The organism is gamma proteobacterium symbiont of Scutellera amethystina, from assembly GCF_059730845.1.
This window is the reverse complement of record NZ_AP035935.1, coordinates 726,208-748,232: the sequence shown is the minus strand read 5'-3', so window position 1 is coordinate 748,232 and position 22,025 is coordinate 726,208. Positions and strand designations below refer to the sequence as shown.

Below are 22,025 nucleotides of genomic sequence, written 5' to 3'. Positions count from 1 at the left end.
GCGTTCTCAATCTCGAAGAGGGAAAAACTGCGCCGCTTCGGACAGCGAGTGCAGTAAGGTGGTGTCCTGCGGTGAGCCAATCCAGACGGCCAGCGCGCTGAAGTTATCCTGCTGACCGTTATCCGGCTGACCGTTGCGGATGATTTGCTGCATCAGCGTCAGCCACTCTTCCGGTGTATTGACCATGTGCAGCGACTGCTGCATCTGCTCCAGCGTCACGCCGTGCCAGAAGCCATCGGTGCACAGCAAAAAGGCGTCGCCGTCTTCTATTTCCACCACATCGCTGTAGCTGGCGTCGCGCTGCTCATCGCCCATGCCGAGGGCAAAATAGAGCAGGTTACTGTTGATACCTTCGGTCTGGTGGCCGGCATCTTTCATCTGCTGCACCAGGCTGTGGTCGGTAGTCACGTGATAGAGGTAGCCGCGGCGAAACAGATACAGCCGGCTGTCGCCCGCATGCGCCCAGTAGGCCAGCTCGTAGTCGCGGTCGACAAACAGGCTGACCAGCGTGGTGCCCATGCGGCTGTGCTCGCTGCTGGCTTTCTGCTGCTGGCGAATCGCGTGATTCGCGTGGTTGACGTAGTTGCGAATCGACTGCGCATCCAGGTGCGCGTTACCGTCGAACGCCTCCATCAGGCTGCTGCGCGCGATGCGGGCGGCCACGTCGCCGCCGGGAAATCCTGCTACGCCGTCGCACACCACGAAGCAGGCTGAGCGTTCACCGATTACCTCACCGGTTTGATCCTGATTGCTGGCGCGGTCGCCCTGATTCGACGTGGAAGCAATGGTGATATTCATGCGTCATCCGTGTGGGTTTGTGAATCTTTGTACTGATTAACTTCCAGGTCGTAGGCATGCAGGAAAGCTTCGCCGAACAGGGTATGGAAATCGTCCTCAATCTCGCCCGCCGTCTCGCCGTAGCGCTCAACAAAATGCTCCCACAGCGCGGCTTTGCGGCTGCCCGGCAGGCCGAGGCGCGACAGCGATCCCGCCTGGCGTGCTTCCTCTTCCAGCTGATCCGGATTAAAGGATTGCAGCATCGAAGCGATAATGGCGCGGATCCCGGCGATCATGCCGAGCTGATGCGCCTGCAGATCGATCAGCGCATCACGCACCGCCTGACGCGGCGGCATGAAGCCCGGCATGCGGCTGCCAAACATCTGCATCAGCACGGTTTTGCCGGACGGCAGCAGTTTGAACGGGTTGTTGGCGTCGTCGAGGATCACCGTCATATCCGCTTTAACGCCACGCTTAAGAATCGAGCGTGACGACAGCAGCGCAACGGTGCCCTGCGAGAACATGCTCAGCATCTGGCCAAACTGCAGCATCTGCTCACGGTCGAACTGCGGCGTGGGTTGCAGATCGCGCAGCCCCATGCCTTCCAGCAGTGCATCCAGCAGTTCGCCTTTCAGCGCGTCGCCGCTGCTGTGGCTGGCTGTCGCCTGACTGGCGGGTGCCGCGTTCTGATGGCTGGAAGCCACCGGATCGATACGCAGCCGCCCTTTCGGCGTCGGCGACGGTACACGTTGCACCGCCTGCGGCGTGGGCAGCGTAATGCCGCCGTAATCCATCTGCGGCGCGACCGTCTCCGGCTGCTCCGCCTGCGGTTCGATCAGCGGCGGCGTGGCCTGGGTTTCGGTGTCATCAAACAGTGGCGAACTGCTGAGATCCGCCAGCTCGACCGGTGCCGTCTCCGGCGAGGGTTCACTGGGCGTTTTCGGCTGGGCGACAGGCTGCGGTTGAACCGTCTGTGCCGGCGCGATCTCCGGCTGCGCCAGCGGAACCGCATTGTCCATCATCAGGCCGAGCGGATCGTCGTGGTTGCGCACGTCGCTGCTGCTCTGGCTGCCAAACAGGCTGAGCGGATCGAGCTCGGTGGCACTCTCGACCTGCGGCTGCGCGGCGGCATTCTGCTGCGCCGATAGCGTGCTGGGGGTGCGATCGTCGAAGATACTTTCCTGTGCGAACAGCGCATCGCCTTCATCGAACAGGCTGGTGTTTTTCGGCTGCTGGCCAATATCCAGCGGCGCATCGTTCACCAGCTGAGCCAGCGGATCCTCCGGGTTGCGATCGAGGCTGGCCGGCGCGGTGAGCGGATTGGCCTCCGGCAGCACCGCGGCCGCTGCTTTGCGCTTCGACAGATCGTCGGAGATCGAGAACTCTTTGGCGAGGCTGTCCCAGATCTCGCTGGGGATCGCGGCGGTGCTGGCATCCTTTTCCGCCGGTGGCACATCAGCCATTACCGGAGCCTGCACCACCGGCTGCGGTGCCAGCGTGGCGGCCTGCGGCTGCTGCGCGCCGTTGAGATCGTTGACCAGCAGCTGGTAATCATCGATGCCCAGCACGTCGCCATCCTGTAATTCCACCTGACGCCCGCGCTCCAGCGGGATGTCATTGAGCAGCACGCGCGTCACGTTGCCCCGGTTGGTGAGGCGGCATTCGCCAGCGGCGGTGATATGCACAATCGCCTGCAGGCGAGAAATGGTGCGATCGTCATCCGGCAGCACCAGATTGTTGTCCACTCCGCGGCCAATGGTGCCGCCGGGCGGCATAAAGTCACAGCGGGTTTGCGGCGGCTGGTGGCCGGGTTTAGTCGTTATTATCGTAAAGCGCATAACGGGTTCCTGCGGTTAGCGGTTCGGCATCTATATTGCGCGGCTCTCCGGGAAAGACGCGGAATATAGGAAGCGGGTGATACGATGCTGCGAGCAATATCAGGTGATTGAGGCAATGCGTTAAAGCACGATGCGTTGTGTCATATTTGTCATTTAGTCTTTGAGTGAGCTTTGAAATGATTGCAATTTTATTCTGTTGACCAATCAATAAACGATATAATTTTTTGGCTGTAATGCATTATTAGAATTCGTGGCAAAAATTTATTTAGCTCATTAAATAAAACCAACAATCAAACCGATACCCACGCCTAAAAACAACAGAAAAAAACTGATAAGGTTTAAATTATGAAGCCTCAGCATCCATGATATATTTTCTTTAGGCTGTGACTGTATGAAATTGTATGCATTCTTACTTACAGGCTTTCCTTTCGCTAACTTCATCTCTTTCCCATTATAGAGATCAATAAAATAGACTATCTTATTGGCATTAAATAGAGGACCCAAAAAAGAATAGATATTCGTTACTATGTCTAAGTCAAGATCACGACGTCTAAACTCACTGATCAACTCAACGTATTTACGTTCATTCTTTTTAAAGATGCAGTATGAAAAAACCTGCATAATTAACGAAAATAAAATCAATAGAAAAGCTAAATGCAGAAAGAAATCAACTTTATTCATAGTGTTTCCTAATAATATTTTCGCTTTTTTCAGAGTGATTGTTATGCGTATAACTATTTGACATTTTTACATACACTCTGCGTAACTCAGCAATATTATTAAGATAACTATTTTCAAATCGATGTGTTATTTCCCGATCATAGTAAATATCACTATCAGTTTCATTTAGACCCAAAATATAATAATTAAAAGCATAACGCTCGGCAGCTTCAACCTCATAAATAACCGCTATTTTCACTTGCTGTTCATTCTTTCCTGATATAATTCCTACTGCAGAAATCTTGTGGCAACCTGTCGCTTCCCATTCATCCTGACCGATAGTTAACAAAAATTGGTCAACATGCTCGCCATCTCTGCTCCAGCCAATAAAACAGACTGGATGAACCTCCCTCACCCAACCCCGTCCCTGTATCAGCATTCCTATGCTTTTATCGTCGCGTTTGACGGTGAAAGATTGCTGCAGATTCAATTGAACACGCTCGAGTCCGTTGTGCTGAGCCAGGGCCATTATAGCTGGCTTATATTCTTGTTTATCGCCTGGTATAAGCGCTGTCGTCGCGGAAGCAATGTTCCAAACGAGTAAGCAAGGCAGTACACAACAATATAATTTCGCTTTCATGCTATCAAATATCCTGATTCGTATTTATTTTAAAAAGAACATTTATCATGCTTTATTTCGTGTTGTACGCAATGTGCGAACCAGTAAGTGTTTTTTAACCATATTGATTGGTGTGTTTTCAGGCTGATTGATGTCAGCCAGACCTTGTATCACTTAGATTTCCTTCAGCGCACTGGTCTTCTATCCTGCCATTAAGTTTCTTACAACTAACTAAAGCTAAGGATTCTGCCCTAACTGCTAAAGATCTCACAGCACATGCTAATGCAAATAGTAAGGTAAGTCTTTTTATCATGTATTCTCCAATGAGTAGCCATTATCATAACCCTCGTAAATCAAATAAAATAAACCTTGCATTCAATATGATTCTTACAAAGCGGCCCCACAGGGGCCGCTCATGAAAGCAATCATGCTTCTTTATTTTCTTTGATATTCCAGCCAGCACTACTTTCAGCACCTTTACCGCCCGAAGACGTTTGCTCCCAGTATTGTTGTTTGACTTTAGCAGCCTGGAATGCGTAGCTGACGCCTAAAACGTCACCGTTATTAGAACCATTATAGTTTACGGAAACAACCAAAACATCTTCTAAAGTAATTCTTGCATACTCAACTTGTTGACCACCTGCTTTACAAACTGAAAGTTCAACTTTAGATATATGCTTACCGCTTGCACAATGTTTCAGGATTGCTGTAGTGGATTTGTCGATGAGAGCATCTACAGCCAGATTATTAAATGCGGCCTTACCTGCTCCGCCGCCACCGCCTACGGCCATATTACCTGGTTGCGTTGCCCCCCAACCAAAGGAGGTAATATCTGTCCAGCCTGTATGGTTTGAATCTTTAGACTCACCTGTTACACCATCAACTTTCAGAAACATATCAATAGCCATAATTTCAACTCTTCTTTAGTTAAGAAAATGCTTTAGAAGCATCGTAATAGCAAATAGAAAAGTATGGGGCTGCTTAACCAGTCCATAGTTTACCATTGCTCCTAGGTTATCTCCGCTACATGGAGATATAAAATCAAAATTGAATAATCTTGACTTTTTCAAATTGAAACATTATTTTCTTTGAACGCACGTCAATTGTCATTAATCGGAGGAAAGAAAATGAAGGAATCGCCACTTAATATAGCAATGAAAGTAATTTTAAATATTTTAATAATCTTCTCTTTATTTTCAGCATGCTATTGCGGCTATTTATTGATTAAATCCTTATACATAACCATTGCCTTTGAGAAAATTGACCTGATATCCTCAGGATATTTGATTGGTCAGTTATTATTTATTGTTTTCACTATATTAATTATTATTTTATTAAGAAAAGTGAAATCTAGATTTTTTTCCTGACCAGATCCGACAGATGTAAAACAAATACTGAAGCGGTGAAGATTGCCAGGAGAATCACTGCATTCAGTATGTTCATCCATAGCCCGCCGGACCAGTTCATGATGAAAATACAATAACCACCCAAACCAAAAAAAAGCAAACCTGAGATAATGCTAATGAAAAGGCTTAGAATATAGAGTATTACTTTTCTAGACATTCCTGATCCCATCGACATAAACATTGAAAATATTATTGGATAAAGTCGGACTGGTACTCTGTAATTCAATAGCCTCTAAATATGGGTCGAGGTATTCTTTAAGAAGAAAGTAAAGTAAATCCAGATCACCATTACTACGTAATTCATTATATATTTTTGGATTGCGTGCCTTGAGATCGTTTGATGAATAAACCGAGTCTGAAGCCGCAGCACCAATTGAAAAAATAGATCCAATACCAAGGGAGAAAATGAAGCGCGCAATAGCTTTTTCAAAGAAAAGAATGAGAATCTGACTGAGTGCTATATAATTAAAAGCCATTTTTCCCGCAATTGTACCTCCTACTTTTGCTGCCAGCTTTTCAGCTTGTTCAGCCGTGAGGTTACTCCAATAGTTTTGCACCACTATTGTCGCCATTTTCTTCAGGCTATCCGAAGATGCCCCTCTTTTGATTAGTGCTGCAAGTCTGATTTTATCGGTCTGATTTCTCCATCGATGATCAGTATCAAAGTAATCTTTTGCCACTAAAGAGATATCTTGTGTGAATGAAGTTAAACCACCGATTACACTTTCAAAGAATGTATGCCTGATACTTTGTTTGCCATTAATTAATTGAAGCATACCTTGTGCAATTTTATTTACATCAGACATAATTCACACTCTCCATAGTCATATTTAACCAACAAAAGTCTTTGAAATCTTAAAACCCAATTAAATGAAAAAGCAGCATAAATCAGAATTTTTTAATAAAGCACGCCTGTATCAGCGTGCTTTGTTATTAAAATCAATTCTCATTCGATTTGAGTGAAGGCAGTTTCGATACCAGACGCAGTGACACCGTCAGGCCTTCCAGCTGGTAGTGCGGACGCAGGAAGAATTTCGCAGCGTAGTAGCCCGGGTTATCTTCCTGCTCTTCCACGCTCACCTCGGCGGCAGCCAGCGGCTTGCGCGATTTGGTTTCCTGTGACGAGTTCGCCGGGTCACCGTCGACATAGCTCATCACCCAATCGTTCAGCCAGCGCTCCATTTCATCACGCTCGCGGAATGAACCGATCTTGTCGCGCACGATACACTTGAGGTAGTGCGCGAAGCGGCAGCAGGCAAACAGATACGGCAGGCGTGCAGCCAGACGTGCGTTGGCGGTTGCATCGGCATCATGGTATTCCGCAGGCTTTTGCAGCGACTGCGCACCAATAAAGGCAGCAAAGTCGGAGTTTTTGCGGTGCACCAGCGGCATAAAGCCGTTTTTCGCCAGCTCGGCTTCACGACGATCGCTGATGGCAATCTCCGTCGGGCACTTCATGTCTACGCCGCCGTCATCACTCGGGAAGGTGTGGCACGGCAGGTTTTCAACCGCACCGCCAGACTCGACGCCGCGAATCGCAGTGCACCAGCCGTACTCTTTGAACGAACGGTTGATGTTGGCTGCCATGGCGTAGGCGGCGTTGCTCCAGGTGTAGCCGTTGTGATTTGAGCCATCGGTCTGCTCTTCAAAATCAAAGCTATCCACCGGATTGGTGCGTATGCCATACGGCAGGCGCGCCAGGAAGCGCGGCATGACCAGGCCGAGATAGCGGGCATCTTCCGATTCACGCAGGCTGCGCCATGCGGCATATTCGGTGTTCTGGAAGATTTTGGTCAGATCGCGCGGGTTCGCCAGCTCCTGCCATGACTCCATCTGCATGACGGTCGGCGCGGTACCGGTGATGAACGGGCAGTGTGCCGCCGCGCTGATACGCGCCATTTCGCCCAGCAGCTCCACGTCCTGCGGGCTGTGATCGAAATAGTAATCGCCCACCAGGCAGCCAAACGGTTCGCCACCGAACTGACCGTACTCCTGCTCATAAATCTTCTTGAACAGCGGACTCTGATCCCAGCCAGCGCCTTTAAAACGCTTCAGGCTGCGTCCCAGCTCCTGCTTGGAGATGCTCATGAAACGGATTTTCAGCATCTCGTCGGTTTCGGTGTTATTCACCAGGTAGCTCAGACCGCGCCACGCGCTTTCCAGCTGCTGAAACTCTTCATGATGAATAATCTGGTTGATCTGCTGTGACAGCTTGTCGTCAATCTCAGCGATCAGCGCCTGGATGGTGCGATAGGTATCATTCGAGATGGTGACGGTGTTTTCCAGCGCCTGCTGCGCCAGCGTCTTCACGGCACTTTCGACGGCTGCACGCGCCTGATCGCTGGTTGGACGAAATTCTTTGTTCAGCAGGGCGCTGAGTTCATTCTCGCTGTAGTGCGAAGCGCCCTGTTGCTGCTGATGCGAAGACTGGGTCATGATTACTCCTCCTTACCTTCAGCGCTTTCATCCTGCTTCGGCAGATGGGTCAGCGCTTTCAACAGCGTTGGATCCTGCAGAATCTTACCGATCAGCTCTTCCGCACCGTTTTTGCCGTCCATGTAGGTCAGCAGATTCGAAAGCTGGGTACGCGCTTCCAGCAGGTTGCTCAGCGGTTCAACTTTGCGGGCAATCGCATCCGGTGAGAAATCGTCCATGCTCTCAAAGGTCAGTTCGACGTTAAGTTTGCCTTCGCCGTTGAGCGTGTTATCCACCTGAAACGCCGCACGCGGCTTCAGCGCTTTCATGCGCTCATCGAAGTTATCGATATCAATTTCCAGGAATTTACGCTCATCAAGGCTCGCCTGCGGCTCGAGTGGTTTACCGACCAGGTCCGCCATGACGCCCATCACAAACGGCAGCTGGATTTTGCGTTCCGCGCCATAAATTTCCACGTCATATTCAATCTGAACGCGAGGCGCGCGATTGCGGGCAATGAACTTCTGCCCACTGGATTTCGTTGGTGCCATGGTTTTCTCCATTAAGGGTGCGCGGGTAAAGTTTCGCAGGAGGCGCGCAGGTCTCGCTGCGTTGAGTTGTTACGCTCGCTTAGTCGCGGCGTCCAAAGATATTTTCCAGCTGATGCACGCCGTCTGGCGCCAGATCGCGGATGATGTCCATAAAATCGAGTTCAATCAGCCGCTGTACGCGGTCGATCATCAGCGGTGCCGGATGGCTGGGTTCGTGCTGAGCAAAGTAGTGCTTCACCTTCTCCAGCATCAGCTGCGCATCGGCGCGCGAACTGATTTGCACGCTGCGCCAGTCAGCCGTGCGAACCGCTGCGGCGGGCGCGACGACACTCGGTTCCGGCGGCTGTTCTGTTACCACGGCCGGCTGCAGCGTGCTGAGGTCAGTGGCCTGACAGCGTTCGGCGATCATGGCGATCTGCCTGCGCAGCTGCGATAGCTCCGGCACCGCCGCTTCACCCAGCTGTTCGGTCAGGGTTTCGGTAATGGTTTGCAAGCGCTCACTTATCTGTAGTACCGCTTCAATACCGGGCTGCTCGCCGCGCGCCAGCTCATCGGTCAGGCGCGGCAGACCGCCAGGATAGTCCGCAACTTCGGTCTTGCTGCCGTCGCACAGCGCTGCGGCATCGCGCAGCGTGATGCCATCCGAGGCGTAGCGCAACAGCCAGCTCTGGCGTACCGCGCTGCTCAGCGCTGATTTATCGCCCAGCAGCGCCACCGCGTTGATGCGGTAGAACGGATCCTGTTCGCCGTACTCTTCCAGTCGCGGCCATAGCGGCTCCCAGTACAGCAGCAGGGCCTGCTCAATCAGCTTCAGCCCCTGCGCATAGCCCGGCAGCCCTTTCAGCTCGGTCCAGGCGTGAGTAAGCGCTAACATCACTCGCAGGTCTTTGCTGCGGCTGAGCAAGTCAATCGCCAGCTTTTCGACTTTATTCCAGTCCGCTGATTCAGCCGGGATAATGGTCTCGCCAAACTGCTGTTCGGCTTTACCGGTACTGGCCTGCTCCATCGCCTGGTAATCCGCGTGATACTCCAGGTTGTCGCCGCAGGGGTTATCACTGCTGACCGGCGCCAGCAGCGCGTCAATATTCATCGTCATAGCGGTTGGCCTCAGGATTCAAACATCGGAGGATAAAGTCCGTTTCGTCCGGGTTTTGCCCCGCCGGCCGGGTCGAACAGCAGTGAGAACAGCTGTGCGGTGAAGTTGCCGCTGTGCACCTGGGTGTAAAGCGGGAAACCGTCGCTCTGGTTTGTCCACCAGAAGCTGGTGTAAAACTGCGGGTCGAAGCTGTCACCCGGCAGTTTCCAGTTGAGCGTTGACGGCTCGCCGTCGCCAATCACCTGTAAAATGTCCGATTGTTCGCCGTCAGTTTGCGGCTGCTGGGGCTGCGGAATGCTCAGCAGCGCCTGGTCGAGCTGCTCTGGCGTACCGCCGTTTTGCACCACGCGCAGCAGCATATTGCCGACCTGCTGATACCACTCGCCCGAGCGGGCCAGCAGCGCCGGTGACCACTCGGCAGGCGTAAAATGGCGCAGCGCGCACAGCGGATAGTTGCGGCCGACGCTGTCGCGGGCGGCAATCAGGCAGCCCATCTGGATCAGCTGACTGCCGAGCATTGGCGGCACGACAAAATTCCACACCGGCGCTTTGAGAAAGGCGCGCGACGGGGCGTTTTTACTCTCTTCACTGGTTTGCCAGTGATGCAGTCCGACCTGAAACCAGTTCGACCACTGCCGGTACAGCACATCGGGGAAGCGTCGCTTCACAAAGTCACCCGAGCTGGGCAATTTGCCGTACCAGCCGGGTGCTGCGTAATGAGTCATTATCAGGTCCTGTTTCAGGGGCAGCTAAAGCCGGGAAGCTGGAACGGGTTACGAATACTGCCAGGGGTGAACGACAACGTGACCTGATGGCCATCGACGTTAAAACTGGCCTCGCGGGTCAGGCCACCGACCGCGGTTAAACGAGCGCGATCGAAGAAGCGGTTCAGCGCCCACGGACCGCTGGTCACCAGCGTTGAGGTGGTGCCGTTGGTCAGACCAAGCTGCATCCGCACCTGGCTGGTGCCGCCCGGTCCGGGCCAGTTCACCATCTGCACCGCCTGCGGGCCGTGGCTGTAACGCAGAATCTGGCCATCGACGTCGAGCGTCAGGTTGAGAATGTCGTTATCCATTTTCACCGTACGCAGCGTGACGCGGAACGACGGCGTGGTCGCCCCGTTAGCAAAGAAGGCATCACGAATCGACTGCGCCTGCTGGAACGGACGCAGCAGCGCCTCACCGCCCGGCAGCGTTTTGCCGTCGATGCCTGGCGTGAAACGCCACGCCGCGTTGGTGGTATCCACTTTGCTGGCCAGATTGTCGCGGAAGAAGCTGTCCATCAGCCCGCTGCCCGGCGCGAACATGCGCGCCAGATCGTCCGGCGTCACTTCGCTGCGCGCATTGCGCACCAGCGGATAACGGCCGGCAATCGCCTGGCGGCAGAAGCTGCCCACTTCCATGGTGATGCGCTTGCGCACGTTATCCATATCGCGGCGCTGTGCATCGCTGCTGGCGCCCACGGCCATGCTGGAAACCATATTCTGCAGCGAACCCGGTAAGCGACCGGCGCTGGCCTGCAGGCGACTGATGGCATTACCGGACGGCGGCGGCATGCCGCTATTGGCGGCGTCCTGCACCGCCGTCAGGTAGCGGTAGAGATCGTCGATCTGATGCAGAAAATCATCCACCGCCAGCACTTTACTGCCCTGCTGCAGCGGCTGTGCCAGCTCCAGCACAGGTGCGAAGTGCACCGCCACCGCCTGCTCCGGTGCCTGCTGGGCTGCGCCCTGGCCCGGCGCCGCGCTGGCTTTGGAGGAACTGAACAGCGCTTCTAAAGTGCGCGTGGCGCTGTTGCCCGTCGCCGGCTGTGCCTGGGTACTTTGCTCATCCGGCTGTGCGCGGTTCAGCGTCAGCAGCTTACTGAGGTTAACCACCAGCTGGCGCAGTGGCGAGTGGTTGCCCGACAGCAGACGTGCGGTGTTGATGCGCTGCGACAAATCCGCGCTGCTGTTGAGCTGAATATCGCTGAGGAACTGCTCCCACTGGCGGATGTAATCCTGCACGTAAAGCTGGCGCACCGCGAGGTCGGTCTGCTGACTGTTCTCCGGCGACGCAACGCCGCCCAGTACCCAGACATCATCCTGAAACAGCGCCTGCGTGACCGGTGCGATTTGTTTATCAACGTGCTGCCAGTAACCGTCAGGCGTGAACAGGCCGGCCACGCCGTCATTGACCGATTTGCCGCTTTTGCGTGAAAACACCAGCTCACTCTGCGGCCCGCCCAGCGCCGCGAGGGTGACCGGTTGCAGGCTGCCGTCACGCTGCAGCAGGCGCTTCAGACGTCCGTAGACGCGCTGCGACAGCGGCATTTGATTAATCAGCGCCTGCTCGCGCTTTACCAGCGCGTCATCCTTCGCGTACGGCGAGGACTGAATCTGTGTCTCCAGCAACTGCTGCAGATGCCACGCCAGCTGTTTCACTTCCTGCTGCGTCACATTTTGCGGCAGTTCGCGGCTAATATTCAGCATCAGCCAGGCATGCAGGAATTTGCCGTCATAATGTTTTGGCTGATACAACATCTGGTAAGCTTTCAGCGCTTCGTAGCTGTAATCCGCATCGCTGCCGTTGTCGTTGCGCAGCCAGCGGGTGATGTTTTGCGCCACCTGCGGCAGCAGCAGCTGTTTCAGCGCTTTGTCATACAGGGTGCGCGTGGCGTCGCTGACTTCGGTACCGCGATACAGCCCCATGCGGCGCGTCAGCGGGGGATCTTCCAGCGAGAAGTCGGCACTTTTCGGCAGCTGCAGCAGCGTGTTGAGATACGGCACCAGCGCAAACAGATCGCCATTGCCCTGGCGTTCCAGCTGTTGTCCCAGCTGTTCCACCTGCGGCGTTTTACCCGCCATCTCCTGTAAATAAGCTTTGTTTTTGCTGTAGCTGGTGAGCCACAGCGCTCCGGCAATCATTACCAGCACCAGCAGCGCCAGATAGCCGGACCACAATCCGGCGCGATTGCGCAGCTCCCACCAGCGGTTGCTGCCCGCCAGGCCCGACTCCTGGAAGATGACATTTTCCAGCACGCCTTTCAGGAAGAAGCTCTGGCCTTTGTTCGGTGGGATCGGTGACTCTTTGTCGACCTGGTCCCAGCTGCCGGATTCGCCGCTGCGCTGTCCCGGCAGATGCAGGGCGCGGCTCAGCTCACCCATCACGCGGTCAAACGGCAGCCCTTCCTGCGTCCCGCTGGCGAAATAGATACCACGCGGCGCGAACTGGGTTTCAAAATCAGAGCGGGCAAACAGCGTATCCAGCGCCTCCGCCATCAGCGGACGCAGCGCAGCGAACTCCTGCGGGAACAGATAGCTCTCCGCCCGTGCCTGCGCATCGCTTTCCGCTAACAGCGTATCGGCAAGGCCGGCATCCAGACGCTGCTGCAGCAGTGAATACTCCTGCTGAAACTGACTGTTGAGCTCAAACTCTGCGGTCGACGCCTGCGCCCACGGGAAGGTAAAGCCCCAGATTTGCTCGCGCTGGGTTTTATCCAGCGAAGCGAAATAGCTGCGGAAACCTTTGAGCAGGTCGGTTTTGGTGACCAGCACATAAACCGGGAAGCGAATGCCAAGGCGATCGTGCAGCTCCATCAGCCGCTGACGCAGTGCGATCGCCTGATTGCGCTGCGCTTCCGGCGATTGCGTCAGTAAATCGGAGACGCTGAGCGTGACAATCACGCCATTGACGGGCTGACGGCCGCGATATTTGCGCAGCAGGTCGAGAAAGTGATGCCACTCGCTGGCGTCGCGCTCCTGCTGGCTCTCCTGGGTGGTATAGCGACCGGCGGTATCCAGCAGCACCGCTTCGTTGGTGAACCACCAGTCGCAGTTGCGCGTGCCGCCAATGCCGCGCAGCGCCGCTTTGCCGAACTTGTCCGCCAGCGGGAACTGCAGCCCGGAATTGACCAGCGCGGTGGTTTTACCGGCACCCGGAGCGCCAATGATCATGTACCACGGCAGCTGGTAGAGGTATTGATGGCTGAAGCGCTGCGCCCAGAAAGGCGCGCCCTTGCTGCTGGCGCGCTGGAAGTGCGCTTTTTTCAGCATGTCGGTGGCTTCGGAGAAACGGCTCGCCAGCACCTGTTCTTCATTGGTCAGGCGTTTGCGGTCCTGCTCCGGCGCATCGCTTTTGCTGGTTTCGAGGCTCGACATCAGTTTGCGGTTGAGCCAGAAGTTATACAGGCGCGGAATCGCCTGGCTCAGCCCCCACACCAGATAGAGCAGCGCAATGCTGATGATGCGGTTCTGCTCTGGCTCCAGCGGCCGCGAGTCGACAATGGAAAACACCGGGCCAATCACCCAGATGATAAAGGAGAGCGCGGTAATGCCGACAAAACCCCAGGCGAGGCGGCTGGTCAGCACCGCAAAAAGCATATTCAGCATGGATTAGTTCCCTCTCGCCAGGCCGTTGAGTTCCGCTTGCGTCGCATCCGGCGCGACCAGCAGAGTAATTTCTACGCGACGGTTGCGGGCGCGATTCTCCGCGCTGGTGTTCGGCACCAGCGGATGGCTTTCGCCACGCCCTTCGGCTTTAACCCGCGACGGTTGTGCCAGCTGCTGCTGCAGCAGGGTTTGCACCGACTGTGCGCGCGCCAGCGAGAGTTCATAGTTGGAGGCGAAGCGGGCGCTGCGAATCGGCACGTTGTCGCTGTAGCCAATCACCAGAATCTTCCCGCTGACGTTATTCATCGCGGCGGCAATGCGCTGAATCACCGCATCGTAGCGACCACGCACTTCGGTGGATGCCGAGGCGAACAGGCCATCGCCCTTCAGGGTGACCACGCTCTGGTCGGCTTCATCGCGCACCGCCACCAGGCCGGCATCAATTTCCGGCTTGAGGAACGCTTTCAGGTTCAGCGTGGCGGGCGGCGGCGGTGCCGGATTGCTGATTTTGACTTCCGGCAGCGCGGTCTGATAGATGCTGGCCAGCACCGGCGAGGTGTAGTCGCCGAGACGCCAGTTCAGGACGATGTAGAACAGGCAGGCAGCAAAGCCGGCCACCGCCGCACAGGCCCACAGTGGAATCATCGGCCGCCACAGCTTGCGCAGCACCGGCTGATCGGTGGGATGCGGTGACAGCGCCGCCGGGTAACTGCCGCGCACGCTTTTGATCATCTGCAGCAGACGCTGTTTGATGGTTTCCAGCTGCGAACGCCCGTTATCCAGCACGCGGTAGCGCCCTTCAAAGCCGAGCAGCAGACAGAAATAGATCAGCTCCAGCAGCAGGATGTGCTGACGCGGGTTTTGCGACAGCTTTGCCAGCAGCTGAAAGAACTTCTCACCGCCCCAGGTTTCATTGTGAAACGTCACCAGCAGGCCGTTGCTGGTCCACACGCCGCGGCTGCCCCACGGCGTCAGCGCCGCCGCTTCATCCAGCGCGGTGCACAGGCAGTAGCGCGCGCCGACGATCACTTCATAACTCAGCCCCGACTGCTGGCAGCTGAGCTCAAAGCGACGGATCTGATCGATCAGCTGCTGGCGCAGTCGCGCCGGATCGTCGTGCGAGACGGAGTGGCGAATCTGCGGGATCGCGTTAATCAGCGGATTCGCCGCGGCGACCAGCACATTCTGATGGCTGACATCCTGCTGTGTGACGTCACTGTTCGGTTTCTGTTGTTCCTGCATCATGCGGCGTGCTCAGTTTTGATTATTCTGACTGACTACGAATGGCCCAGAACTCCATGTTCAGGCCCGGAAACTCACCGGCCAGATGCAGCGCAAAGGCACCTGAGCGCTCCATCTCCTGCCACAGCTCGCTGTTCTTATCGAGCTCAAAATAGCTGTAGCCGGCATGCCACGGGATTTGCGGCGGCGCACCCGGCATGGCTTTCAGCGCCAGTCCCGGCAGCTGCAGCTGCACCAGATCGCGGATTTTGGTGACGGGCGCGACTTTCATCTGCGCCGGGAAGTGGGTTTTCAGCGCTTCGGCTGGCACGCTGGCTTTGACCGCCAGCACAAAGCCGAACTCGCGTACCATACTGCTTTCCGGCACCGTGGCCACGTTGAGGCCGTGCGAGCGCTGCGTCAGCGGCAGCTGGATGGCGCTCTCTTCCATCACCTGCGACAGTCCCTGGCGCAGCAGCAGCGTTAAGCGGGCAAAGCAGCTGTACAGATCGTCATGGTCATACAGCGGCAGCGCGTCCGGGGTGCGCGCCGGCATCCAGCTGCTCAATTCAGCGGCCAGCTGCAGCCAGTGACTGTAGAGCGTTTCCGGGTGCAGCAGCGGCAGATGCTGTAAGTGCGCGTGCAGGCCAAGCTGACGGTTGAGTAAGGTCAGCAGCATAAAATCGACCATGTCGGCACTGTTAAAACGGCCGGTACCCGGCGTGCGCTGGCTCAGCTGCTGGCTGCGCTGCTGAATCAGGCCGTGCAGGTCATTGAGCATGCTTTGCAGCGGCCGGCTGGCGTTGAGCGTCAGCATCGGCGGAATGTAATCGGTGTCGAGGCGCACGTGGTTATCGCTGCGTTTTTCAATCACCTGCGCCACGCCCATCGCCGTCCACTCCGCGGTGAGATCCTGTTCCAGCATCAGGCGCAGGCGCAGTTTGCCGAACTGAACGGTGGCAGAGCCGACCGCCTGAGCGTTGTCATCTTCGACTTCGGCTTCCCACGCCAGATAGCGCGCCAGTGAATCCTGCGTCTCCTGAAACGCCACCGCTTCGCGCCCGTTGCGCCGGGCCGGGATCGCCAGTACCACTTTGCTGCGATCGACATTTGCTGGCAGATCCAGCGGGGCCGGACCGTGCTGTGGCTGGCTGAAAGAAAAGAAGGTGCCGTCAGGCAGACATCCGCTGGCGGCACTCAGCGCCAGTTTTCCCTGCCGCAGCAGCGCTTCATCAAATTCGAGATCAAAAAAACCCCAGGTGTAGGCGCGCTGCGACTGCCCCCATTCGCGCAGGGTGCTGTGTAGAAAATTTTCCGACTGCTGGAAATGGTGAGGGCGCAGGAACATCCCCTCGGTCCAGACAACCTTTTCGGCTCGGTTCATAGGCATCCTTACTGCTTAACCACGCGCAGGCCGTTGATATCCGCCACAACGCGGGCATTCAACTCACCATCGTTATTTTTCCAGAACTGCCAGAATGCGCTGTCGTCGCCATCCGGGAAGGGCAGCGCAAGACGCCAGACTTTACCGTCCAGCGCCTGATACTCGGCCATGATGCCGATGAAGCGCGCTTCCGGCAGGCTTTTCGCGCTGAGGGTTTTACTCAGCTGACCTGACATCAGGAAGAACTGCTGATTGTTGAGCAGCGTGCTGCCCAACGCGGTGGCGGGCTGGTTCTGCAGGGAGTAGAAATCAGCGGACATGAATTCCGCATCGGAGGTCAGCAACATCACCCGGACTTTGAGCGGCGCACCCGCGTTGATCTGCGGATGTGCCTGAAAGTCGAGATTGTAGCGTGCAACCGGCGCCGGACTGTTGCTGCTGCAGGCGGCCAGCAGGCAAGCCAGCAGCAGTAACCCGGCGCGGCGGAGAGAAATCATCGTCATCATTCAGCCCTCCCTGCTTACCGTGTTAGTTGATGATCCAGGTGCCGCTGTTGCTGTTCTGGCACGCTTTGCTGTCGCCATCCACCGCGACGCAGGTCTTTTTCTTGCTGCTGGCGCGGGCGCGACGCTTCGGCTGGTCCGCTTTGATGGTCTGCTCATACAGCGCGCTTTTCACCACCGCGCGGAACGGGACATAACCGATCAGCTGCACCGCAGGCTGAGCCGCCGGCTGCTGCGCTTTTTTGTCATCGGCCGTTGCAGTCTCAGGCTGCGCTTCGTCTGCGGCCTGCGCCGACTCGCCAAGTGCCAGCCAGTTGTTTTCAACCTGGCCAATCACGGTGTAGGTTTCACCGCTTTTCAGCGTATCCACCACTTTGCCGCCGAAGCTGGGGCGGGTCATGATCGAAGCCGGATAGAGCGCGCGATAAGCCTCGTTCACCGGGCTGAACTGTGCCGGCGGCTGGACGGCATAACGGTGCGACAGCGTGACGCCGTCAACGGTGCTGCTGACAATCGTGTCGTCTGTCATCTTTGGCGGTGCTTTACAGCCAGCCACTGCGAAAACAAACATCAGGCCCAACGCCATACGGAGATTCACCATTTTCTTCATGTTTAGTTCCATTAACGCCTAAAAAGTGGCCAGAGGCCGGTTAAGAGCAAAATGAACCGTGCGCACGGCTGGAGCCGGCGTCGATTCAGTACCAGTTAAAAAGTTGACCCTTTAATGAGTGTGGCTAACGCATCGCGCCAGCGAGGCAAAAATTGATCAGTCTGAATTAAGTATTAAAAATGCAACATTAGTGACAGGGATGATGTCGGAAGAATTCTGATCGTTTCACAAACGATCAGCAACATGATCAATTTTTGCTAAGCGAAGGGGTCGGCCACAGCCAAACCTCGGTTTCTCTTATGCCATCCCTGGGTTAAAAACTATCACGTTCAATGAATCTGGTTAATCGGTAACGATTAAGAGGATAACAGCAACAACTTACGGCATTCGCTGACAGTATTGCTATTTATTGAGATATATCAACAACATATAAAAGACTGGAAACATCATAGCTACCGCACGAGCCAGGTAAAACCTGCCCGTGAGCATGCAATCACAATCCATTTGTTAATGTCTGACGGAAGTTTACAGAAGCCTGACAAAATTTCAACGCGCCGCTAGCAGAGGAAATTAGTTCAGTAAAGGTTAACAAATATTTTTAATGCAAATTTGCGTCACTTTTGCCCGTAAACCTAAGACTATTCTTAGCAATCCATTAAAACTGTGAAAGATTGTAAATGAAAGATGAAATTTTGCTCGCGCGATCATTAAAAATTGTCATAAAAAAATGGCGCTGAGCGGCACGCATTTTGTCTGAGCGCAATAAAACCCAGGCAGGCGGTAAAAAAGGGGTGATAAAGGCAAACTGGCAGTTAAAAAAACCAGCCAGGCGGACCAGGCTGGTTTAATTCGCTAAAATGGCGGGTATCGGGATTGTTAAGCAGTCAGAATAGATTGCAGCTCAGGCAAGGTTTTCACCTGCCAGGTGGGCGTGATGTGCGCCGGCAGCGGACGCGTGCCGTGATCGATCCAGCAGGTTTTCACGCCGGCATTCATACCACCGAGAATATCCGATTCCGGCGTATCACCGACCATTAATACCCGGCGGCGATCGGGATTCCCCAGCAGCTGCAGCGTATGGTCAAAAATCGCCGCATCCGGCTTGGGCACGCCCACCTGTTCGGAGATCACCAGCGCGTCAAAGTAGTCACGGAAACCGGTGCGTTCAAGGCGTGCCTGCTGCAGCGCCGTGAAGCCGTTGGTGATGATGGCGATTTTGACTTTGCCCTTGAGCGTATCCAGCAGGCGGGCTGCGCCATCCAGCGGCAGGCAAATCTCGGCCATCGCATTGAGAAAGTCGCTGTTCAGCACTTCCGGCGCCACGCTGAGTTTTTCACCCCACAGCGTGAAGCGGCGCGTCTGGAGCTGCAACGCTGAAATGGTGCCGTTCTGGTAATCGACCCACAGCGGTTTATTCACCGCCTGATAGTCAGCATAATCCTGATCGCTAAAGTGCACGTCGTAGCTGGCAAACATGCGCTGCAGGCCGGCAAACGCGTCAAAATGAAAAAGTGTGTCATCCGCATCGAACAGGATGCAGTCCCAGTCGTTTAACATAGTGCCCCTTTTGAATGACGTCAGAGCGTGAGCGCCATAATGATGGCATCCTCGCGCCCGCTGGCGGTGGGATAGTAGTTTGGCCGCACGCTGACCTGATGAAAATCCAGCTGCTGATACAGCGCAATGGCGGGCTGATTGGAGGCGCGCACCTCCAGCCACAGCGTCATCACCGCACGCTGCTCCAGTTCGGTAATCAGCTGCTGTAGCAGCTGACGCGCATAGCCGCGGCGCTGGAACGCGGGATCGACCGCGATGTTGAACAGCGACGCTTCATCCAGCACCACCTGGGTGATGGCGAAGCCGGCCAGCTGGCCGTCCGCGTGCAAGCAAAGATTGACGTAACGTTCGCCCTGATTACTGGCAAAGGTCTGCTCGCTCCACGGAAACGCATGCGCGCGGCGCTCGATCTCCAGCAGCCGCGGCTGTAAATCAGGGGTGATGAAAGAGATGGCTGTCATGGTTACACATCTGTTGCCACAGCGCGCGTTTGGCCGCGCCGCTGCTGATTAATTCATTGAAAACGGCGCTGGTGAACGTGATGCCGTTAAAAGGATGATCGCTGGTCACGCCCAGCAGCCAGCCGGCACAGTCGACCTGCTCCGGCAGCATCGGCAGCTGTTCTGGCGTCAGCGTCATTACCTGCCCCGGCTGAATGCTCAGCGTCCGTAGTACGTCGCGCACCAGCGGCTCCTGCAGATCCGGCGCCTGCTCAGCGACCAGCACCAGCCGCGTGTCCGGCGTTAGCGTGACGGCAATTTCACCTTGCAGCACGCGCGGACGTCGCAGCTGATACTGCGTAATCCCCATTTGCTGTAGAAGCCAGTCGCGCCTTGTGCTCATGCTGTTACCTGTAATCCTGCCAGAATGCGACGCTATGCTAGCAAACCCATCGAACATGCGCCAACAAAGCACTATAATCGCCGCTCTGATTTAACAGGAGCGTTCCATGTCTGCTTTTACCCCGGCCAGCGAAGTGATTCTGCGCCACAGTGATGAATTTACCGCCCGCCACGTACTGTTCGCCGGCGACCTGCAGGATGACCTGCCCGCCCAGCTGGAGACCGCGTCGAGCCGCGTGCACACTCAGCAGTACCATCACTGGCAGAACCTCAGCCGTCGCCTCGGTGAACGGGCAGTGTACGGGCTGGTGGCCGGTGCGGCCGACGTAGCCGGTTGCGACACGCTGGTCTATTTCTGGCCGAAGAACAAACCGGAAGCGCAATTCCAGCTGCAAAACCTGCTGTCGCTGCTGCCGCTGGGCTGCGATATTTTTGTCGTCGGTGAAAACCGCAGCGGCGTGCGCAGCGCCGAAGGCATGCTGGAGAACTGGGCGACGCTGGAGAAGATCGACAGCGCGCGCCGCTGCGGGCTGTATCACGGCCAGCTGACGCAGCAGGCCAGCTTTGACGCCAGCGCGTTCGGCAATCGCTATCAGCTGGACGATCTCACCATTCATACCCTGCCAGGCGTGTTCAGCCGCGACGGGCTGGATATCGGCAGCGATCTGCTGCTTTCCACTCTTACGCCGCATACCAAAGGCAAAGTGCTGGATATCGGCTGTGGCAGTGGCGTATTAGCCGCCGCGCTAGCGCAGCATTCGCCGAAAGTCCGGCTGTGGCTGTGCGATGTGCACGCCGCCGCCATCGAGGCGAGTAAAGCCACGCTGGCCGCTAACGGCCTGGAAGGCGAAGTGTTTGCCAGTAACGTGTTCTCAGACGTCAGCGGCCGTTTTGATCTGATCATCTCTAACCCGCCGTTCCATGATGGTCTGCAAACCAGCCTTGATGCCGCCCACACGCTGATTCGCGGTGCGGTGAAGCATCTAAACAGCGGCGGCGAGCTGCGCATCGTGGCCAACGCCTTCCTGCCTTATCCGCAGGTGCTGGATGAAACCTTCGGTAACCATGAAGTGCTGGCGCAGACCGGCCGCTTCAAAGTATATCGCGCCGTATATGGCCGCGGCGCGAAAGCGCGCTAAGCGTAGTAAAATCCGCGATGCGACGGGGAAAACGTTGCTTTTTGCAGCAGTCGTTTCACCGTCGCAAAATATGTGTTGACGCAATGAGTAAAATCTCTAAAATGCGCCTCCGTGGTTAGCAATACTGTAATGTATTGCAGGTAGGCGAAGGTGGCGGAATTGGTAGACGCGCTAGCTTCAGGTGTTAGTGTCCTTACGGACGTGAGGGTTCAAGTCCCTCTCTTCGCACCAATAATCACAGAGTTTATATCGCGTGCACTGCGCGAAGGTGGCGGAATTGGTAGACGCGCTAGCTTCAGGTGTTAGTGTTCTTACGGACGTGAGGGTTCAAGTCCCTCTCTTCGCACCATGCGGTGATATAAACAGACAACTACGATGCGAAGGTGGCGGAATTGGTAGACGCGCTAGCTTCAGGTGTTAGTGTTCTTACGGACGTGAGGGTTCAAGTCCCTCTCTTCGCACCACGTTGTCACACTTCTTCTGCAGTACATCCCCATTGATTGTTACCGCTGCTATCACGCCTTTGCGTGATATTGTCGTTTCTGCTCGCCGTTAAATGACGTGAAAATTCACCGAGATAGCCGCCAGACCGCCAGCCAGCGCCAGGCAGGAAGGCAGCAGCAGATAATGACGCAGACGATGGTGGAACAGCATCACCACGGTAAGCAGCAGCGCGACGATCATCACTAAGCGCCACTGACTGAAACTCGGCTCCCACAGTGCAAACACCGGCATGGCCGCGCAGGGCAGCAATACGCCCCAGCCGCTATCCAGACGTTTTCCCATCACCCAGCTTACGCCCCACAAGCCGCAGGCGGCCATCATCGCCATGATCATCGCGCAACCCTACAAATGATAAATATTCCTATTATCATATGACAATACTTCTCATCTTGCAGCGAATTTTTTGCCCTGCCCGCGCCGGATGACAGAATTACTGGAAAATGATAGATTGCCGCCGATAACTATTTTGATAACACAGCAAAAACGTGCTCACTATCCGCGTTGTGGGATTATTTCCTGCGGGTAGCGCTTTGA

20 protein-coding genes and 3 tRNA genes are annotated in these 22,025 nt (G+C 55.5%); 4 read left to right on the top strand and 19 right to left on the bottom strand.

What is annotated here, in order from left to right; genetic code table 11:
- Positions 1–6: 6 nt before the first annotated feature.
- The 18 genes from AC6I79_RS03495 to AC6I79_RS03410 all read right to left on the bottom strand — a co-directional run bounded on the left by AC6I79_RS03495 (position 7) and on the right by AC6I79_RS03410 (position 19,849).
- A complete protein-coding gene (locus AC6I79_RS03495; protein WP_021506792.1) occupies positions 7–798 on the bottom strand; it encodes a PP2C family protein-serine/threonine phosphatase in 792 nt (263 codons plus the stop codon).
- The gene (gene tagH, locus AC6I79_RS03490; protein ID WP_498027572.1) at positions 795–2,615 is read right to left on the bottom strand and encodes a type VI secretion system-associated FHA domain protein TagH; all 1,821 of its coding nucleotides are present in this window, start codon (positions 2,613–2,615) and stop codon (positions 795–797) included. Before tagH ends, AC6I79_RS03495 begins: the two co-directional genes overlap by 4 nt.
- A 273-nt stretch (positions 2,616–2,888) precedes the next feature.
- Positions 2,889–3,296, bottom strand: a complete 408-nt coding sequence (locus AC6I79_RS03485; protein WP_159377914.1) for a hypothetical protein — start codon at positions 3,294–3,296, stop codon at positions 2,889–2,891.
- Positions 3,289–3,915 carry a hypothetical protein gene (locus tag AC6I79_RS03480; protein ID WP_058777970.1) on the bottom strand — a complete coding sequence of 209 codons (627 nt, stop codon included), beginning with the start codon at positions 3,913–3,915 and terminating at the stop codon, positions 3,289–3,291. Before AC6I79_RS03480 ends, AC6I79_RS03485 begins: the two co-directional genes overlap by 8 nt.
- A 404-nt stretch (positions 3,916–4,319) precedes the next feature.
- Entirely contained in the window at positions 4,320–4,802 is a 483-nt protein-coding gene (locus tag AC6I79_RS03475; RefSeq protein WP_072208636.1) for an Hcp family type VI secretion system effector, read from the bottom strand.
- Between the two features lie 647 nt (positions 4,803–5,449).
- Positions 5,450–6,106, bottom strand: a complete 657-nt coding sequence (locus AC6I79_RS03470) for an Ssp6 family T6SS pore-forming effector (RefSeq protein WP_058776444.1) — start codon at positions 6,104–6,106, stop codon at positions 5,450–5,452.
- A gap of 133 nt (positions 6,107–6,239) precedes the next feature.
- Complete coding sequence (tssC, locus tag AC6I79_RS03465; protein WP_021506787.1) at positions 6,240–7,736, bottom strand: type VI secretion system contractile sheath large subunit; 1,497 nt, start codon at positions 7,734–7,736, stop codon at positions 6,240–6,242.
- A gap of 2 nt (positions 7,737–7,738) precedes the next feature.
- The gene (gene tssB, locus AC6I79_RS03460) at positions 7,739–8,266 is read right to left on the bottom strand and encodes a type VI secretion system contractile sheath small subunit (protein ID WP_021506786.1); all 528 of its coding nucleotides are present in this window, start codon (positions 8,264–8,266) and stop codon (positions 7,739–7,741) included.
- Between the two features lie 79 nt (positions 8,267–8,345).
- Positions 8,346–9,356 carry a type VI secretion system protein TssA gene (tssA, locus tag AC6I79_RS03455; RefSeq protein WP_498027730.1) on the bottom strand — a complete coding sequence of 337 codons (1,011 nt, stop codon included), beginning with the start codon at positions 9,354–9,356 and terminating at the stop codon, positions 8,346–8,348.
- A 17-nt stretch (positions 9,357–9,373) separates the two neighbouring features.
- Positions 9,374–10,087, bottom strand: a complete 714-nt coding sequence (tagF, locus tag AC6I79_RS03450; RefSeq protein ID WP_021506784.1) for a type VI secretion system-associated protein TagF — start codon at positions 10,085–10,087, stop codon at positions 9,374–9,376.
- Between the two features lie 14 nt (positions 10,088–10,101).
- Positions 10,102–13,731: a type VI secretion system membrane subunit TssM gene (gene tssM / locus AC6I79_RS03445; protein ID WP_498027571.1), complete on the bottom strand. Its 3,630-nt coding sequence runs from the start codon at positions 13,729–13,731 to the stop codon at positions 10,102–10,104.
- A 3-nt stretch (positions 13,732–13,734) separates the two neighbouring features.
- The gene (locus tag AC6I79_RS03440; RefSeq protein ID WP_021506782.1) at positions 13,735–14,976 is read right to left on the bottom strand and encodes a DotU family type VI secretion system protein; all 1,242 of its coding nucleotides are present in this window, start codon (positions 14,974–14,976) and stop codon (positions 13,735–13,737) included.
- 19 nt (positions 14,977–14,995) lie between these two features.
- Entirely contained in the window at positions 14,996–16,336 is a 1,341-nt protein-coding gene (tssK, locus tag AC6I79_RS03435; RefSeq protein WP_372771823.1) for a type VI secretion system baseplate subunit TssK, read from the bottom strand.
- Positions 16,337–16,344: 8 nt separating this feature from the next.
- Positions 16,345–16,842, bottom strand: coding sequence for a type VI secretion system lipoprotein TssJ (gene tssJ / locus AC6I79_RS03430; protein ID WP_021506780.1), 498 nt, complete (start codon positions 16,840–16,842; stop codon positions 16,345–16,347).
- A 22-nt stretch (positions 16,843–16,864) separates the two neighbouring features.
- Complete coding sequence (locus AC6I79_RS03425; RefSeq protein WP_088516709.1) at positions 16,865–17,461, bottom strand: SH3 domain-containing protein; 597 nt, start codon at positions 17,459–17,461, stop codon at positions 16,865–16,867.
- Positions 17,462–18,325: 864 nt separating this feature from the next.
- Positions 18,326–19,006 carry a pyrimidine 5'-nucleotidase gene (gene yjjG, locus AC6I79_RS03420; protein ID WP_058771442.1) on the bottom strand — a complete coding sequence of 227 codons (681 nt, stop codon included), beginning with the start codon at positions 19,004–19,006 and terminating at the stop codon, positions 18,326–18,328.
- Between the two features lie 20 nt (positions 19,007–19,026).
- Positions 19,027–19,467 (bottom strand): ribosomal protein S18-alanine N-acetyltransferase, encoded by a 441-nt coding sequence (rimI, locus tag AC6I79_RS03415; RefSeq protein ID WP_021506776.1) that lies wholly within the window; start codon positions 19,465–19,467, stop codon positions 19,027–19,029.
- Positions 19,439–19,849, bottom strand: a complete 411-nt coding sequence (locus AC6I79_RS03410) for a DNA polymerase III subunit psi (RefSeq protein ID WP_031279565.1) — start codon at positions 19,847–19,849, stop codon at positions 19,439–19,441. The genes rimI and AC6I79_RS03410 overlap by 29 nt, the downstream gene beginning before the upstream one ends.
- A gap of 106 nt (positions 19,850–19,955) precedes the next feature.
- On the opposite strand from AC6I79_RS03410, the gene rsmC reads away from it, so the two are divergent.
- The 4 genes from rsmC to AC6I79_RS03390 all read left to right on the top strand — a co-directional run bounded on the left by rsmC (position 19,956) and on the right by AC6I79_RS03390 (position 21,451).
- Positions 19,956–20,987 carry a 16S rRNA (guanine(1207)-N(2))-methyltransferase RsmC gene (gene rsmC / locus AC6I79_RS03405; protein ID WP_104188325.1) on the top strand — a complete coding sequence of 344 codons (1,032 nt, stop codon included), beginning with the start codon at positions 19,956–19,958 and terminating at the stop codon, positions 20,985–20,987.
- 144 nt (positions 20,988–21,131) lie between these two features.
- Positions 21,132–21,218, top strand: a tRNA-Leu gene (locus AC6I79_RS03400).
- A 31-nt stretch (positions 21,219–21,249) separates the two neighbouring features.
- Positions 21,250–21,336: transfer RNA gene (locus tag AC6I79_RS03395), tRNA-Leu, on the top strand.
- Positions 21,337–21,364: 28 nt separating this feature from the next.
- Positions 21,365–21,451: transfer RNA gene (locus AC6I79_RS03390), tRNA-Leu, on the top strand.
- An 88-nt stretch (positions 21,452–21,539) separates the two neighbouring features.
- On the opposite strand, the gene AC6I79_RS03385 is transcribed toward AC6I79_RS03390, so the two are convergent.
- Positions 21,540–21,824 (bottom strand): DUF1435 domain-containing protein, encoded by a 285-nt coding sequence (locus AC6I79_RS03385; RefSeq protein WP_058757170.1) that lies wholly within the window; start codon positions 21,822–21,824, stop codon positions 21,540–21,542.
- Positions 21,825–22,025: the final 201 nt, after the last annotated feature.

Coding starts and splice junctions, on each gene's coding strand:
- AC6I79_RS03475 (WP_072208636.1), bottom strand. CDS start 4,802: ATGGCTATTGATATGTTTCTGAAAGTTGATGGTGTAACAGGTGAGTCT.
- AC6I79_RS03385 (WP_058757170.1), bottom strand. CDS start 21,824: ATGATCATGGCGATGATGGCCGCCTGCGGCTTGTGGGGCGTAAGCTGG.
- AC6I79_RS03410 (WP_031279565.1), bottom strand. CDS start 19,849: ATGAGCACAAGGCGCGACTGGCTTCTACAGCAAATGGGGATTACGCAG.
- yjjG (WP_058771442.1), bottom strand. CDS start 19,006: ATGTTAAACGACTGGGACTGCATCCTGTTCGATGCGGATGACACACTT.
- AC6I79_RS03495 (WP_021506792.1), bottom strand. CDS start 798: ATGAATATCACCATTGCTTCCACGTCGAATCAGGGCGACCGCGCCAGC.
- tssC (WP_021506787.1), bottom strand. CDS start 7,736: ATGACCCAGTCTTCGCATCAGCAGCAACAGGGCGCTTCGCACTACAGC.
- tagF (WP_021506784.1), bottom strand. CDS start 10,087: ATGACTCATTACGCAGCACCCGGCTGGTACGGCAAATTGCCCAGCTCG.
- tssJ (WP_021506780.1), bottom strand. CDS start 16,842: ATGATGACGATGATTTCTCTCCGCCGCGCCGGGTTACTGCTGCTGGCT.
- AC6I79_RS03485 (WP_159377914.1), bottom strand. CDS start 3,296: ATGAATAAAGTTGATTTCTTTCTGCATTTAGCTTTTCTATTGATTTTA.
- tagH (WP_498027572.1), bottom strand. CDS start 2,615: ATGCGCTTTACGATAATAACGACTAAACCCGGCCACCAGCCGCCGCAA.
- rimI (WP_021506776.1), bottom strand. CDS start 19,467: ATGACAGCCATCTCTTTCATCACCCCTGATTTACAGCCGCGGCTGCTG.
- AC6I79_RS03470 (WP_058776444.1), bottom strand. CDS start 6,106: ATGTCTGATGTAAATAAAATTGCACAAGGTATGCTTCAATTAATTAAT.
- AC6I79_RS03425 (WP_088516709.1), bottom strand. CDS start 17,461: ATGGAACTAAACATGAAGAAAATGGTGAATCTCCGTATGGCGTTGGGC.
- tssM (WP_498027571.1), bottom strand. CDS start 13,731: ATGCTGAATATGCTTTTTGCGGTGCTGACCAGCCGCCTCGCCTGGGGT.
- rsmC (WP_104188325.1), top strand. CDS start 19,956: ATGTCTGCTTTTACCCCGGCCAGCGAAGTGATTCTGCGCCACAGTGAT.
- AC6I79_RS03480 (WP_058777970.1), bottom strand. CDS start 3,915: ATGAAAGCGAAATTATATTGTTGTGTACTGCCTTGCTTACTCGTTTGG.
- tssB (WP_021506786.1), bottom strand. CDS start 8,266: ATGGCACCAACGAAATCCAGTGGGCAGAAGTTCATTGCCCGCAATCGC.
- AC6I79_RS03440 (WP_021506782.1), bottom strand. CDS start 14,976: ATGATGCAGGAACAACAGAAACCGAACAGTGACGTCACACAGCAGGAT.
- tssA (WP_498027730.1), bottom strand. CDS start 9,356: ATGAATATTGACGCGCTGCTGGCGCCGGTCAGCAGTGATAACCCCTGC.
- tssK (WP_372771823.1), bottom strand. CDS start 16,336: ATGAACCGAGCCGAAAAGGTTGTCTGGACCGAGGGGATGTTCCTGCGC.